This is a genomic window from Thalassospira sp. MCCC 1A01428 (assembly GCF_002115825.1).
Classification (GTDB): Bacteria; Pseudomonadota; Alphaproteobacteria; order Rhodospirillales; family Thalassospiraceae; genus Thalassospira.
This window is the reverse complement of sequence record NZ_JFJZ01000037.1, coordinates 30342-45461: the sequence shown is the minus strand read 5'-3', so window position 1 is coordinate 45461 and position 15120 is coordinate 30342. Positions and strand designations below refer to the sequence as shown.

The following is a 15120-nucleotide window of genomic DNA, read 5'->3' as shown; positions in this document are numbered from 1 at the left end:
CGGGGACCAATGGGTCCCCGGTTTTCTATTATTTTTTCATGCCCATAAATTTCTCAAGCCAATGAATATCGTAATCCCCGGCTTGAATATCGGGGTTTTCCAGCAATTTCTGGTGCAGGGGAATGGTGGTTTTGATGCCGCCAATGGCATATTCAGCCAAGGCACGGCGCAAACGCATCATGCATTCCTGTCGGTCACGGCCGTGCACAATCAGCTTTGCGATCATGCTGTCATAATAAGGCGGAATTGAATAACCGGTATAAATGCCACTATCAACGCGCACGCCAAGGCCACCAGGGGCATGGTATTCCTGGATTTTGCCGGGCGAGGGCACAAATGTTTCCGGGTCTTCGGCATTGATGCGGCATTCAATGGCATGGCCATTAATTTCGATATCATCCTGGGTAAAGGATAATTCCATACCCGCAGCAACGCGAATTTGCTCGCGCACCAGATCAACGCCCGAAATGGCTTCGGTCACCGGGTGTTCCACCTGCAAACGGGTGTTCATTTCAATGAAATAGAACTCGCCATTTTCGTAAAGAAACTCGATGGTACCGGCATTGCGATAGCCCATGTCGCGCATGGCGTTTGCCACCACGGTCCCAATCCGGTCGCGTTCTTCGGCGGTCAGGGTTGGCGAGGGGGCTTCTTCCATCACTTTTTGATGGCGCCGCTGCAAGGAGCAATCGCGCTCAAAAAGATGCACGGCATTCCCATGGGTATCGCCAATGACCTGCAGCTCAATATGGCGCGGTTTGCCCAGGTATTTTTCGATGTAAACAGCGGCATTGCCAAAGTTTTGCATCGCTTCCTTACGCGTCATGGAAAAGGCTTCGGCCAAATCCTCGTCGCGTTCCACAACCTTCATACCACGACCGCCGCCGCCGCCCGATGCTTTGATCAGAACAGGGTAGCCAATGTCGGCAGCACATTTCTGGGCCAGCTCAACAGTGGTAATTTCGCCGTCAGACCCTGGCACAACAGGAATGCCAAGTTTTTCGACAGTCTGTTTGGCGGTGATCTTGTCGCCCATCATCCGGATATGTTCCGGGCTGGGGCCGATAAAGGCAAAGCCGTGTTCTTCGACCATGGCGGCGAAGTCGGCATTCTCGGACAAAAAGCCGTATCCCGGGTGAATTGCGTCGGCGCCGGTAATTTCGGCAGCCGAAAGAATGGCCGGGATATTGAGATAACTGTCGCGCGACGCTGCCGGGCCGATGCAAACCGCTTCGTCAGCCAAACGCACATGCATGGCGTCGGCGTCGGCAGTGGAATGCACTGCGACGGTTTTGATGCCCATTTCGCGGCAGGCACGCTGAATACGCAGCGCGATCTCGCCTCGGTTGGCAATCAGGATTTTTTCGAACATTGCGGTTATGACCCCGGCTTATTCAATGATGACCAGCGGCTCGTCATATTCGACGGGGTTGCCGTCGGTTGCGACGATCTGGCTGATTTTGCCTGCTTTTGGTGCGCGGATCGGATTGAAGGTCTTCATGGCTTCAATCAGCATCAGGGTCTGGCCTTCGGCAACCGTCGCACCTGCGCTGATAAAGGGGGCGGCACCTGGTTCGGGTGCGAAATAAACCACACCGACCATGGGTGATTTAACACAGCCCGGATGTGACGAAAGATCACCACCAGCCGGTGCGCCGGCAGCCGGGGCTGCAACACTGGCAGGTGCGGCGATCGGGGCTGGTGCAGCATACGTGGTGCCCTGGCGGGCAACGCGAATTTTATTGTCGCCTGCGGCAACTTCAATTTCTGTAAGATTGGTTTCGTCCAGCAATTCTGCAAGCTGGCGAATGGCGTCATTATCGATGTTGAACTTGCTCATTTCGACTATCTTTTATGATGAGGGGGCAATAAGGGGCTTCAGAGCGTCAAGGGCCAGGACATAGCCCTGTGCACCAAAACCGCAAATCATGCCTTTTGCGGCCTTCGAGACGAAGGAATGATGCCTGAAAGTGTCACGCTGATGAATATTGGACAGATGGACCTCGACGATCGGCAAATCTGATGCCAGCAAGGCATCAAGAATAGCGACCGACGTATGCGTATAGGCCGCAGCATTAAGAATGATGCCGCATCCCTTTACACGGGCTTCCTGTATCTGGTCAACCAGAACGCCTTCGTGATTGCTTTGATGAAAGGCGGTTTGAAGGCCAATCGACGTCGCATGCTGTTCACACAGGACCCTTATATCTTCCAGGGTGGTCGCACCATAGATTTCGGGCTGACGCTGTCCCAGTAGATTAAGATTTGGCCCATTTAAAATGTAGACGGGTTTTGTCATCCGGTCTCACATACCCAACAGTTTGTGAAGCGTTTATAACACGACGATAGTATGACGCAACGCTGCATTCCTTATATCGCAATGATGGAATATGCCAGCAGTGCTGCAAATTAGGCCCGCATTGTTATATTTGCCGCAATACAGGCCAAAAACGGGTGATCTCGGCTTGCCTTCAAACCCGGTGCTGACCATACTGCGGCCAAATATACAAGGATTAGGGACTTTAGTAAAAAAATGCGCCTTACGATCAATGGTGAAGACCGCACAGTCGAAAACGCAACCACAGTGGCCGATCTCCTTGAGCAATTGCAAATTGCTTCGGGCAAGGTGGCGGTTGAACGCAATCTTGAAATTGTTCCCAAAACTGCATACGGCGTAACCGCGCTTGGCGAGGGCGATAAACTGGAAATTGTTCATTTTATCGGGGGCGGTTCGTCCGATGCGGACCTTGCCGCAGCCGAAGATGATGGCTTTGTCGTTGCCGGGCGTACTTTTAAGTCCCGGTTGCTGGTTGGTACCGGTAAATACAAGGATTTTGATGAAACCCGCCTTGCTTTGGAAGAATCGGGTGCTGAAATTGTGACGGTGGCGGTGCGCCGGGTCAATGTAACCGACCCGAGCCAACCGATGCTGGTCGATTATGTTGACCCGAAAAAATACACTTATTTACCCAACACTGCCGGGTGCTTTACCGCATACGATGCGATGCGAACATTGCGACTGGCGCGCGAGGCTGGTGGGTGGAACCTTGTAAAGCTGGAAGTGCTGGGCGATCAGAAAACCCTGTATCCGAACATGCCTGAAACCCTGAAAGCGGCCGAGATCCTGATCAGGGAAGGCTTCGAGGTAATGGTGTATTGTAGCGATGATCCGATTCAGGCGAAAATTCTCGAAGATATGGGGTGTGTTGCGATTATGCCGTTAGGGTCGCTGATCGGTTCTGGCATGGGAATTATCAACCCGGTGAACATTGCCCTGATCAAGGAAAATGCGTCGGTGCCGGTGTTGGTTGATGCCGGTGTTGGAACCGCATCGGAAGCGGCCTTTGCGATGGAACTGGGATGTGACGGCGTTCTGATGAACACGGCCATCGCCGGGGCGAAAGACCCGATTCGTATGGCGCGTGCCATGAAACATGCGGTTATTGCCGGTCGGGAAGCCTTTCTGGCCGGGCGGATGCCGCGCAAAAGCTATGCCGACCCGTCATCGCCATTGGCAGGTATTATCTGATTTTTGGCTGCTTTGTCTAAACAACATCCCCCGTTTCGATCCCGAAACGGGGGATGTTGTTTTATTACCAAGCCGATATGAACAAACTGCATATGCGGTTTGAGATGCGGGATCAGGAATCCTTGGACAGGCCGGCATCAACCAGTGATTTAACCCGTTCCATATCTGCCCCTGGTACCAGCGTGCCGTTGATCAGGAAGGCAGGTGTTCCATTAACACCAATTGATTTGGCCATGGCGCTGTTGCGTGACAGTTCTTTTTTGACGTCATCGCTGTCCATGTCCTTGTGCATTTGGGCAATATCCAGCCCCGCACCGGCGGCCAGTTCGTCAATGCGGTCGTTGGTGAGCTGTCCACGGCTGCCCATCATGGCACGATGAAGTTCCAGGTATTTTCCCTGCTTGTGGGCGGCCAGGGCTGCGCGTGCGGCGACCACCGATTCCGGTGTCAGGATTGGTAATTCCAGAAAAATGGTGCGGATCTTTTGGGTGTCGTCGTCGGCCATTGCCATCACATCATCAAAGGCGCGTTTGCAGTAACCGCATTGATAATCGAAAAACTCAACCACAGTGACTGGCGCATCGGCAGAACCAACTGAAGGCGCGATCGGGTCTTTGGCGGAAAGGGCTTGCCAGACCGGTGCAATGGCTTCGTCCTGGCGGCGGGTTTGCTCGCTCATTTGCCAGGTTTGCACATTTTGAAGGGCACGCAAAAGCACATCCGGGTGATCCATCAGATAGCCCTCGATCATGCTTTCAACCTGTTTTTGTTGCGCAGGTGACAGGTCGTCTGCGGCACGGGCAGGGGTCGAGGCCAGGCTCGTCATTGCCAGCGGCAACGCAACGGCGCAACAAACCGTCGCTTTTTTCAAAATGTGCAATGCCATTAAAAATCCTTTTGTCTGCGGTCAGGCAAAACTGCCAGCAAATTACAGTATGGTTGTAACCTTGATACGGGACACATGCCCTAACGGGAAAGTAAAATATGCGAGAGGTAGGTCACAGCCGCAGGGGCACGGTTCTGCTGTGGGCGTGACGCAATGCCAATCCATACCAGTTTGACAGCGGTTGGGTTAGTCTTGGGCCAATACCGACGATGCAATGTGGCAAGGTCCAGATAATCGGTTTGCCAAAAGCTGTGTGCCGTAGACGGCATCGACGGAGCCGATGAAGCGGACGAAGCTGTCGGCATGTCGCCAACTGGAATTTGCAGGACATAATCGACACCCGGCAGGCCAACGCCAAAGTCTGTTTCGCTCCAGTTATCTGCGGTTTGGTTACGAAACCCCAATATCAGTGTTGCATCACCGGGTCGGGCGCCGTTTTGCAATTGCCAGTCAAAAGATAAAAATGGCGTGCTTAAAATGGCAATATTGGTACGTCGGCCCAATTCAACCCCGTCGCCTGGTGCGCCATATGCCGAAACTCCCAGGGCGATTTTGCCATCAATATCGGCCCAGAACAGGGCCGGGGGCGACGGTAACGTCCCTGTTGCCATCTTTTGGCGCGGGTTTTGTAACGGCGAACCCTCCCGACGTGGCACATACAGCCAATATTCCGGCAGTTTATGCGCTTCCAGGGCAAAGGGCGCATAAAGCAGTTTTAATCCGCCATCGGCATTCACCCCGGCGCCGGGCAAGCTACAGGCGGCCAAAAACATGACCGTCATAGTAGCAATAATTGCCCGAAACCGGTGAAAACGCATATGTGTTGGACATTCAGACGGGAATTTTTGCATGTGTCTGTGTCCGATTGCAGGTTGGCTCAGGGCAGTATTGAAGAATGCAGGCAGTTGTTTTCTCGGCTAGCGATACCATCTCGGCGGGTATGTGCCGCGGGATGGTATGGGTGGGGGTGTTGTTGGCCTGGCAACGTCACGGGCTGTTAGTTTTTATCGTCTGGCTGGGTGGCGCGCAAAATATCCTGCGCGCGCTGCCAAGGGGCCGTGCCGCTGGTAAGTTGCCGGGCCGCTTGCACGGCATGATAGCGTGCAGCGCTACGATCACCGGTCAAAAGACTATATTCCGACTGGGCAAGCGATGCCTCGCCGGTATTGTTTAATCGGGATTCGGTAATGGCACGAAACCGCCAGGCCGACGCGTTATCGCGTTCTTTTGACAGGGCCGCCAGCAAGTTTTGTTTGGCATCATCGAGCAGGGCCGGGTCGTTGGTTTCAAGTTCGGCATGGGCCAGCAAAATACGGATCAGCGGGGCGTCGCCGCCAGATTGGTCAACTGCCTTGTGTAACGGCTCAATGGCATCGGCGGCTTTGCCAAATTCCAGCAAGACCTGGCCTTTTAATTCGGCGAAATATGGATTCTCCGGTTCGTCGGCAATCAGCGCGTTGATGCGTTCCAGCGCCGGTTCAAGCTGCGAATCGCGATAATAGGCAATTGCGCGGGCATAGCGGGCGGCAATACTGGTATCGGACTCGGGATACTGGCGCAGGGTTAACTGCAAGCTGTTGGTAAAGGCGAAAAGTTTGGCGCGCATTCGGGCGTGACGTTCGTACAGGGCGGGTGAAACCTTGGCATCCTTAAGCGGAGAGTTGGCAACATAGTTTTCAAGAAACTGCACACGTTCGGTTGTTAAAGGGTGACTGCGCAGATACGGGTCCTGATTGGCGGCACTTAACAGTTCCTGCCCTTCAAGTTTCTCCATAAAATTTCTCATGCCGCGCGCCGAAATGCCGGCCTCGGTCAGAAATTTAACGCCAGCCTGGTCAGCGCTGCTTTCCTGGGTGCGGGAATATGCGAGAAAATTACGCTGCGCCAGGTTCTGACCACCAATAACGGCGGCGGTGCCAACATCGGCCCGGCCGGATGCAACCCCGGCCGCAACGCCTAAAACCGTTGAAAGAATTGAGATTGCTGATGCATTGCGCAACTGGTCTTGCACGCGCGAAAGATGCCCGCCAGCGATGTGGCCGGTTTCGTGCGCGATAACCCCCATCACCTGTTCAGGAGTATCTGCTTTCAACAGAAGCCCGGTATTGATAAAAAGTTTCTGCCCGCCTGCAACGAACGCATTGAGACTGTTATCGGAAACGATGTAAACCGATACAGCCTGTGGATCGAGACCGGCGGCCTTGAACAGGGGCGTGGCATAGAGACGAAGGGTTTCCTCGATTTCTGTGTCACGGATAAATGAACGGCCTTGGGCGAAAACTGCGCTGGGCAAGGCAACAAGGAAAATGGCAGTGAGTGTTAAAATGCGTCTAAGCAAAATGTGCGTTCCGTATGTTCGTTCATCCGGGCCAGTCGAAAAGCCGGCAGGCCAGCCATCATGGCGGATCGCCGCGGCTTTCGCAATGACTGCTGTACTTTGTGCTTGCACCACCACACCACAAAATGTTGGCCAGATCGGGGCAGTCAAAGGTGTTTTGGGTGGTGTGACGGGTGATGAACCCCTTGCCGTACAAACGGCGCGCGATGTTTTGTCATCGGGTGGTACCGCGGCTGACGCGGCGGTTGCTCTGTATGCAACCATGACAGTTACCAAACCGTCGGTAGCCGGTATTGGCGGTGGCGGTGTGTGCGTTGTGCATGACCGTGTGGCACAAAAAATTGAAGTTCTGGATTTCTGGCCGCGCCCGGGCACCAAAACTGCCGATGGCCAAACCCATACCGCTGTTCCCGGTGTTCCGCGCGGCTTGTATGCGCTGAGCGCCCGTTATGGCCGTTTGCAATGGGGCCAGCTTATTGCCAGTGCAGAACAGGATGCCCGTTTTGGAACACCCCTGTCGCGATCTTTGAAAATGGATCTGGAAGCATCACGTGATAAAGTTATGTCTAACCCTTCGCTGGCGGCAATCTATAGCCGTGATGGCCGTTTGCTTGAAGTTGGCGACCGGGTTCAGCAACTGGGCCTTGGCGCATTGTTAACGTCGTTGCGGGTCAAGGGGCCTGGTGATTTTTATAGTGGGGGGCTGGCATCGCAAATCGTGACGGCAGTTCAAAATGCCGGTGGTACACTGACGCTGGCGGATCTTAATAATTATAAACCGGTCTGGCGGGAGGCAACTGCCGTGAAATCGGGCAATGAAAACCTGTATTTCACTCATGCCCCCAAATCGGCAACCGGTACGGGTGATATCACAGGCGAGGGTGATGTTGTTTCGGTCCTGAACCGTTATCTGGCTGATATCGACAATGCGCCTGCCAACAGTGCAAAGGGGGGGCGCAGCGGATTTGTCGTTGTGGATCTTGCTGCCAATGCCGTGGCTTGTGAAACCACAATGAACGAACCCTTTGGCGTTGGCGTCGGTGCAAATGCGTTTGGGCTGGATCTTGCAAGCGGTGATGTTGCCGAACCATTGGTTGGCCCGGTCCTGAAGCTTAATCCCAATGTCTGGGAATTTTATTATGGCATCGCGGGCACCGATACCCCGGCAGGCGCGACTGCCCAGATCGCTAGAATTGCCGAAGATCTTGTTGGTGCGGGAAGTGCCGCCAAACTTGGCATGAATGCCAAGGGGGTATCGTCAGTGAATTATATTTCCTGTCCTGAAGGTGTGCCGCCACATCCCGAAAGCTGCCGTTTTGTTGCCGATCCGGCAGGGGGCGGTATGGCGCTTGGTCGTTAAACCTGTAAATTGCAGCACGGCGGTGCCAAATCGGCAGGATGTTTGCGTGTCGTGTGTCCTGCCTTTTACGGACCCTGACGATAAAAGTTGCAACTAAAAAATAGAAACAACTCCTGCCTGTGTGATCTTCATGCAGGCAGGTTTCATTTCTGACGGACTGGAAAGAAAATGACCCTGAAAAAGTCGACTCGCGGGGCAATTTCCCCCTTCATTGTGATGGATGTGTTGCGTGCGGCAAATATGCGCGCCAAAAGTGGCAAGGCCGTTTATCATCTTGAAGTCGGACAGCCTGGCACCCCGGCACCGAAGAAAGTGCGCGAAGCCGCTGCCCGCGCCCTTGACGGCGATTTGATCGGCTATACCGATGCGTTGGGTGTGGAGCCGCTGCGTACGGCCATTGCCGGGCATTACAAAACAAAGTTTGGCGTGTCTCTGGACCCGTCACGTATTTGCGTTGCCAGCGGGTCTTCGTCCATTTTTGTGTTGGCATTTTTGGCGGCCTTTGACGCGGGCGACCGGGTGGCAATGGCGGCACCGGGATATCCGGCTTATCGTAATATTCTGGGGGCACTGGGCATTGAAACAGTTACCCTGATGGCAGGTCCCGAAAGCCATTATCAGCCAACTGTCGAGATGTTAATGGCCTTGGATAAACCAGTGGATGGCCTGATTTTGGCAAGCCCATCCAACCCGGCCGGGAGTATGATCAGCCGCGAGAAGTTTGCCGAACTGGTACGCTATTGCCGGGAAAATGGCATTCGCCTGATCTCGGACGAAATTTATCAGGGTATTTCATTTGGGGATGTTCCGGATTCTACCGCAGTAGAGTTTGGCGATGACGCTTTCATCGTGAACAGTTTTTCCAAATATTTTTCCATGACCGGTTGGCGTTTGGGTTGGGCTGTTGTGCCGCCTGATTTGGTGCGACAGGTGGAATGTTTACAGCAAAACCTGTTTATTTCGGCACCGACCCTGTCGCAACTGGCTGCTGTTGCTGCCTTTGATTGCGAAGACGAATTACAGGCTAATATCGCAGCCTATGCCCGCAATCGCGAGATTTTGCTAAACGAATTGCCCAAGGCCGGGTTTGACCAGTTTGCCCCGGCGGATGGTGCATTTTATTTGTATGCCGATGTTTCAGGGCATACCGATAATAGTGAAGCGTTTTGCAAGAAAATGCTGAATGAAACCGGTGTTGCCATCACGCCTGGAACGGATTTCGACCCGTTTCGGGGGAAGTCTTATGTTCGGTTTTCCTTCGCCCATAGCGAACAAACCATGTTGGGTGCAGTTAAGGCACTATGTGACTGGAAGCGTTAAATTGGCATTCGTCGCACGGCGTTAGGTAATCCGTACCTGTGTTGCCATGCCCTGTATTCACAAAACAGGTTTTGAAATAAGCGGATAATTTGAAAATGGCCGACAAAAAAAGGGATGCCAGATTTTGGCATCCCTTTTTGCGTTTGGGTTGACCCGGTGGCTAGTTGCTCCACCAGCCTTTACGTTTCGGCTTCGGTTTGGCTGGCGCCTCGGGCGCTTTCACGTCTGCCGGGGCTGCCGCCTGTTCCGGTTGGGTCGGTGCCGGTGCTGTGTTTGGTGCCGATGATGTAGCAGGTTTTTCGCTAACCTCAGCTGCCGGTGTGGCGACTTCGGTTTTGACGGCTTCGTTTGTGACCGGTTTGCTTTCGACAGCAGCAGGCGTTGCTGTTTCGGGTGCCGGTGAAGCCTTAACCTCAGTGGTTGGCGCCGGTGATTGTTCTGCCGGGGCTGCAACGGGCGTGTTTGGTGTCGGTGTTGCCGTTTGTGCAACAGCGTCAGCTGTTTCCGAACCACTGGCTTCCGGTGCCGGGCCACTGTGAATTGGGATATTGCGAACTTCGCTACGATCCCGGTTCTGGTTGTTACGACGGTTGTCTTTGTTGCGATTATTCCGATCGCGACGCTGACGGGCCGGGGCCGGAGCGGTTGTGCTGCGTTCACGGGCCGGGCGAATTTCGTCACCGTCTCCGGTTGCTACAAATTCGTCGGCTTCCTGACCTTCGCTGTCGCCTTCAATGATGGCGTCAACACTTGTTCCGTCCGGGGCGCTATGGTCGCGGTTGCGGCGTTTTTCGGTCGCTTCAGGATCGTCGGTTGGCGATACGACACGCGGTGCCGCTTCGAATTCCTGACGGCGCGAACGACGACGTCCCCCGCGTTTTCCCCGGCGGCGACGTTTGCGTGATGCATCATCATCGCCATCATCATCACCGTTCTGGTCCGCGGACTGGGCCGAATCATCGTCTTCATCGTCATCGGATGACGTGTCGTCATTCTCGGCGGTCGTGTTTTCATCGCGATCCTCCGGGCGACCACGACGGCGACGACGGCGGCGACGGCGTTTGTTCTGCTCGTCGCTGTCGGTGCTGGTTTCGGTTTCGGCTTCGTCATCCCGGCTTGTGTTTTCAACAAGTTCTTCCTCGACCAGTTCGATCGGGGCTTCGATGGCGGTCAACGACACGCTATCTGTATTTAGAACTGCCGGATGATCATCTTCGCCAGCCTTGGGCGCACGGGACCGTTCGATACGATGATCCGGTGAAATCAGGCTGTCGTCACCGAAAATCATGACGGTAAAGCCATAACGCTGTTCGATTTCGGCCAGTGAATCGCGTTTGCGGTTCAAAATATAAAGGGCAACTTCGCTGGCAACATGCACCGTCAGGGCACCGGCACGGCGACGCATGCCTTCTTCTTCAATGACGCGCAAAAGATGCAGAGCCGAGCTTTCGATGGAGCGAACCAGACCAACACCACGGCAATGGGTGCACACCTCAAATGCGCTTTCGACCAGCGACGGACGCAGGCGTTGACGCGACATTTCAAGCAGGCCAAACGGGCTGATGCGACCAATCTGCAGACGGGCACGGTCGTTGCGCATCGCTTCCTTAAGCTTGCGTTCAACGGCACCCTGGTTGCGGTGATCTTCCATGTCGATAAAGTCGACAACAATCAAACCGGCCAGGTCGCGCAGGCGTAGCTGGCGTGCCAGTTCTTCGGCGGCTTCCAGATTGGTTTTATAGGCGGTTTCTTCGATATTGCGTTCGCGCGTTGACCGACCGGAGTTCACATCGATTGCGACCAGGGCTTCGGTCGGGTTGATCACAATGTAACCACCCGATTTCAGCTGAACAACAGGGTTCAGCATCGCATCAAGCTGGCTTTCGACCTGGAAACGGTGGAAAAGCGGAACGCCTTGATCTTTGTAGGGCTGCACACGCTTGGCATGTGATGGCATCAGCATCTTCATGAAGTCTTTGGCGATGCGATAACCTTCATCACCTTCAACCAGAACTTCATCAACATCGCGGGCATAAAGGTCGCGGATGGAGCGTTTGATCAGGTCGGCTTCTTCATAAATCAGGCATGGTGCCTGGCTTTGCAGGGTGGTTTCGCGGATACGGTCCCACAGGCGCATCAGGTAATCAAAGTCGCGTTTAATCTCGGCTTTGGTCCGTTCAGCACCGGCTGTGCGCACGATAACCGCCATGCCACCGGGAATTTCCAGCTCGGCCAAAATCGATTTAAGGCGTTTACGGTCCTGCGCATTGGTGATTTTGCGTGAAATGCCGCCACCACGCGGGGTGTTGGGCATTAAAACGCAATAACGTCCGGCCAGTGACAGGAAGGTTGACAGGGCCGCACCCTTGTTGCCGCGTTCTTCCTTGACGACCTGAACCAGCAAAATCTGGCGGCGTTTGATAACTTCCTGAATTTTGTACCGCTTTTGCATTTGCGGACGAACGGAGTCAGAAAATTCGTCGCTGTCATCCCCGCCCATATCTTCGATATTTTCGTCGTCATTGACGGTTTCAGTATCGTCGATATCAACCGAGATTTCGGCGATCTCCGCCGACATGGTGGCAACGGTGTTTGAACCACCGTTATTGCCGTTGTCGTCGTTGCCGGTCTCATCGTCGCTATGGGCGGCGGTGTCGGCGGTGTTTTCGCTGTCTTCGGGTTTTTTGCGACGGTTGCGCATCCGGCGGCGACGCGGTTTTGTGTCATCTTCGCCGGTGTCGCTGTTGGCACTTGCGGCGGTATTTTCGCGCGCTTCGCCATCGTCGTCATTGTCCGACGCAGTTACGGTGTCGTTGTTGTCCGTTGCGGCGGTATCGTCTTTGCGCGGTTTGCGGCGCGAACGCGAACGAACCGGTTTTTTGTCTTTTTTCGGGGCATCATCATTGTCGCCACCAATATTGTCTTCGACAATTTCGGCGTCCCGCGTTGCTGGCGCATGGGAGTGGGACCGGGCAATTGCTTCGCGGTCGGCGACAGGGATTTGATAATAATCGGAATGGATTTCGCTAAAAGCAAGGAAACCGTGACGATTTCCGCCATAATCAACAAAGGCTGCCTGCAACGAGGGTTCAACCCGCGTTACTTTCGCAAGATAAATGTTACCTTTAATCTGTTTTTTGGTCGACGTTTCTACGTCGTATTCTTCTAGCCGATTTCCATTTATGACAACGACACGGCTTTCTTCCGCGTGCGTTGCGTCGATGAGCATACGTTTGACCATTCGGAACCTGTTCCTGAAGGTCCCGCCAGTTTAATGCGTCTCGCTAAAGTGTGCTGATATGCAAACAAACCGGCGTTACCGAAGGCGCCGCCCACAAAGGTCGCGATATGTCCGTTATATATATGGTTCATCGCGTTTCGGCTGCTCTTTCGGTATGGACCTGGTTTTGGTGTTAAAAAAAAGAATTGGCTTATGTCTGTTGTCTGTTCGAGCGCGCCACGACAGCCTGGAATGGGAGGGCTCTATCGGGAGCGGGGATTGCCGCGTCACCGAGACACCGACCCGAGGAACTGCCACGTCGCGTCCTCAGCCTGACGGAGAGTATTATTAACCCGTAAAGCATAGGAATCTCGGCGACAACATATCTCTTTTATTCACAGGCGACAAACAATTTTGTTGCGCCATTCACAAGGTTTCTTGGCCACATGGTTTAAAAACCGCGCATTCTCCACATTTCAAAGGTAGAAAAGAAAATTCCATGCAAATAATTGTGATCATAACGATTTTTCAATTATTGGCGTGATTTGCAAATTGCGCTGTGGCGTCGTCGCGCCGTGTTGCGGTTAAAAATACCCGATGCAAATTTAACATTAAAGCATATGACCCTATATTTACCGCCAAAGTCGGGTGATTTTTTGACAATCAAAGCCAGTATTGTGCCGTGCAGTCCAGGTTGCAGAATCGGTCGCTAACAACGCGGGTTCACCTACGCGCATCAGGGTCGTGCGCCGTGGCTGCATTTCATCGTCGAATTTGTCAGATAAAGGTGCCCGAACGTTCAGAACGGGCCGGTTGGTCAATTACCCGTTAACTTTCTGGTTGCTATAAGCACAAACGGTACACTACGTGCCATATTATCCGGGAAAACAAACAAGTCAGGATGGGGTTGGCGGTGCTTTTGCAAGGCAGGCAAAAAAACGCGCAGGGGAATATGTTTGGCGTTGTCGGCTTTTTAGGGCGGGCTGCGACAGTGTTATGCTGTCTGTTTTTTATGTTTGCAACGCAGGTAGCCATGGCAAACACAGCCAAGGTTCTCGGCGCCCGCCTGGGGGTATATCCCGATAAAACCCGCTTCGTTATCGACCTGGATAGCGATGTTGATTTTACCTATTTCCTGTTGCCAGACCCGTTTCGCATCATTATCGATATGCCTGAAATCGACTGGAGCGCGCCACCGGGTAAAGTCACATCGGGCGGCGGTATTATTTCGGGTTTGCGGTATGGCCTGTTTAAACCGGGCACTTTTCGCGTTGTTCTTGATGTTAGCCAGCCGGCATTGATTTCAAAAATTTTTACCCTGCCAGCAAGTGGCGGCAAGCCTCATCGTCTGGTTATTGATGTTGCCCCGACATCACGTGATACCTTTATGGCGGCTTCGCGCGAAAGTATGGCCGCCTATTCGGCACGCCAACGTAACGATACGTCGGTTACGGAAAAAAGTGCCGATGTTGCCGTTGAAACGGGCCAGACCGGAACCGATACAAAGCCCCTGATCGCAATTGATGCCGGGCATGGGGGCGTGGACCCGGGTACCATCGGGGTAGGGGGCATATATGAAAAAGATGTTACCCTTGCCGCTGCGCGTGAATTAGCAAAGGTTCTTACTGATTCCGGGCGTTACCGTGCCCTTTTGACCCGCGACAAGGACGTGTTCTTAAAGCTGCGCCAGCGCACGGAAATTGCGCGGAAAAATCACGCCGATCTGTTTTTGTCCCTTCATGCAGATTCCATATCCGATTCCCGGCATCGCGGGGCGTCTGTTTATACCTTGTCTGAAAACGCATCGGACAAGGAAGCATCGGCATTGGCGAGCAAGGAAAACAAGGCTGACGTCATTGCCGGTGTTGATTTGTCCGAAGAAAACTCGCTGGTGCAAAGCATCCTGATCGACCTTGCCCAGCGTGAAACCATGAACCTGTCGTCCAATTTTGCGACGGATATGGTGCGTGAATTGACCAACGATGTGAAATTACAGCAACGTACGCACCGGTTTGCCGGTTTTGCTGTGCTAAAAGCCCCGGATATTCCATCGGCGCTGTTTGAAATGGGGTATTTGTCCAATCCGACCGATGCAAAGCTGCTGCAATCCTCAGCGCATCGTCATAAAATGGCCCAGGCGATTTTACGTGCGTTGGACGACTATTTCAAAGTTCACAAATTTTAGGAAATCCGGGCCCATATTGTTTCGCGGGACGTCGATTAGGGGCGCTTTTGATGGCGGGTTACCGACGTTTGGTGACAGTTGCATTGAATTTTTTATGTAAATTTGATGATTGCTGCTTTGTGCCGTTGTTTTGCCGGGATTTATCTTTAGGCTGACAGCCACGATCAGATGTGGGCGCAAATATTTTAAAATTAATTCAAATGCTGACGAAAGCGCAGGAAACAAAATGTTGGGCAGGTCGTTCTGTTTCAACATGGTCACTTTTTTGCCGCGATAGTAGGG

General features: G+C 53.4%; 11 protein-coding genes. 4 read left to right on the top strand and 7 right to left on the bottom strand.

Going from position 1 to position 15120, the window contains the following annotated elements:
* Positions 1–28 precede the first annotated feature (28 nt).
* From accC to aroQ, 3 genes are read right to left on the bottom strand one after another with little or no spacing between them, the layout of a single operon-like run.
* On the bottom strand, positions 29–1372 hold the full coding sequence (gene accC / locus THS27_RS20600) for an acetyl-CoA carboxylase biotin carboxylase subunit (RefSeq protein WP_085593998.1): 1344 nt from the start codon (positions 1370–1372) through the stop codon (positions 29–31).
* An 18-nt stretch (positions 1373–1390) separates the two neighbouring features.
* Positions 1391–1840: a biotin/lipoyl-containing protein gene (locus THS27_RS20595; protein WP_085593996.1), complete on the bottom strand. Its 450-nt coding sequence runs from the start codon at positions 1838–1840 to the stop codon at positions 1391–1393.
* 12 nt (positions 1841–1852) lie between these two features.
* Positions 1853–2299, bottom strand: a complete 447-nt coding sequence (gene aroQ, locus THS27_RS20590; protein ID WP_085593994.1) for a type II 3-dehydroquinate dehydratase — start codon at positions 2297–2299, stop codon at positions 1853–1855.
* A gap of 234 nt (positions 2300–2533) precedes the next feature.
* On the opposite strand from aroQ, the gene thiS reads away from it, so the two are divergent.
* The gene (gene thiS, locus THS27_RS20585) at positions 2534–3529 is read left to right on the top strand and encodes a sulfur carrier protein ThiS (protein ID WP_085593992.1); all 996 of its coding nucleotides are present in this window, start codon (positions 2534–2536) and stop codon (positions 3527–3529) included.
* Between the two features lie 112 nt (positions 3530–3641).
* Here thiS and THS27_RS20580 read toward each other — a convergent pair whose 3' ends face one another.
* The 3 genes from THS27_RS20580 to THS27_RS20570 all read right to left on the bottom strand — a co-directional run bounded on the left by THS27_RS20580 (position 3642) and on the right by THS27_RS20570 (position 6753).
* Entirely contained in the window at positions 3642–4415 is a 774-nt protein-coding gene (locus THS27_RS20580) for a DsbA family protein (protein WP_085593990.1), read from the bottom strand.
* 80 nt (positions 4416–4495) lie between these two features.
* On the bottom strand, positions 4496–5266 hold the full coding sequence (locus THS27_RS20575; RefSeq protein WP_246833049.1) for a hypothetical protein: 771 nt from the start codon (positions 5264–5266) through the stop codon (positions 4496–4498).
* A gap of 146 nt (positions 5267–5412) precedes the next feature.
* A complete protein-coding gene (locus THS27_RS20570; protein ID WP_085594005.1) occupies positions 5413–6753 on the bottom strand; it encodes a M48 family metalloprotease in 1341 nt (446 codons plus the stop codon).
* 85 nt (positions 6754–6838) lie between these two features.
* On the opposite strand from THS27_RS20570, the gene THS27_RS20565 reads away from it, so the two are divergent.
* Both THS27_RS20565 and THS27_RS20560 read left to right on the top strand, forming a co-directional pair.
* Positions 6839–8113: a gamma-glutamyltransferase gene (locus THS27_RS20565; protein WP_246833048.1), complete on the top strand. Its 1275-nt coding sequence runs from the start codon at positions 6839–6841 to the stop codon at positions 8111–8113.
* A gap of 168 nt (positions 8114–8281) precedes the next feature.
* On the top strand, positions 8282–9433 hold the full coding sequence (locus tag THS27_RS20560) for a pyridoxal phosphate-dependent aminotransferase (protein WP_085593988.1): 1152 nt from the start codon (positions 8282–8284) through the stop codon (positions 9431–9433).
* A 160-nt stretch (positions 9434–9593) separates the two neighbouring features.
* On the opposite strand, the gene THS27_RS20555 is transcribed toward THS27_RS20560, so the two are convergent.
* Positions 9594–12674 carry a ribonuclease E/G gene (locus THS27_RS20555; protein WP_085593986.1) on the bottom strand — a complete coding sequence of 1027 codons (3081 nt, stop codon included), beginning with the start codon at positions 12672–12674 and terminating at the stop codon, positions 9594–9596.
* A gap of 1012 nt (positions 12675–13686) precedes the next feature.
* On the opposite strand from THS27_RS20555, the gene THS27_RS20550 reads away from it, so the two are divergent.
* Positions 13687–14838, top strand: coding sequence for an N-acetylmuramoyl-L-alanine amidase (locus THS27_RS20550; protein WP_246833047.1), 1152 nt, complete (start codon positions 13687–13689; stop codon positions 14836–14838).
* Positions 14839–15120: the final 282 nt, after the last annotated feature.

Excerpts from the sequence above, each read along its gene's own strand:
- aroQ (WP_085593994.1), bottom strand. The coding sequence starts at position 2,299 with ATGACAAAACCCGTCTACATTTTAAATGGGCCAAATCTTAATCTACTG.
- thiS (WP_085593992.1), top strand. The coding sequence starts at position 2,534 with ATGCGCCTTACGATCAATGGTGAAGACCGCACAGTCGAAAACGCAACC.
- THS27_RS20565 (WP_246833048.1), top strand. The coding sequence starts at position 6,839 with ATGACTGCTGTACTTTGTGCTTGCACCACCACACCACAAAATGTTGGC.
- THS27_RS20575 (WP_246833049.1), bottom strand. The coding sequence starts at position 5,266 with ATGCAAAAATTCCCGTCTGAATGTCCAACACATATGCGTTTTCACCGG.
- accC (WP_085593998.1), bottom strand. The coding sequence starts at position 1,372 with ATGTTCGAAAAAATCCTGATTGCCAACCGAGGCGAGATCGCGCTGCGT.
- THS27_RS20555 (WP_085593986.1), bottom strand. The coding sequence starts at position 12,674 with ATGGTCAAACGTATGCTCATCGACGCAACGCACGCGGAAGAAAGCCGT.
- THS27_RS20560 (WP_085593988.1), top strand. The coding sequence starts at position 8,282 with ATGACCCTGAAAAAGTCGACTCGCGGGGCAATTTCCCCCTTCATTGTG.
- THS27_RS20580 (WP_085593990.1), bottom strand. The coding sequence starts at position 4,415 with ATGGCATTGCACATTTTGAAAAAAGCGACGGTTTGTTGCGCCGTTGCG.
- THS27_RS20550 (WP_246833047.1), top strand. The coding sequence starts at position 13,687 with ATGGCAAACACAGCCAAGGTTCTCGGCGCCCGCCTGGGGGTATATCCC.
- THS27_RS20595 (WP_085593996.1), bottom strand. The coding sequence starts at position 1,840 with ATGAGCAAGTTCAACATCGATAATGACGCCATTCGCCAGCTTGCAGAA.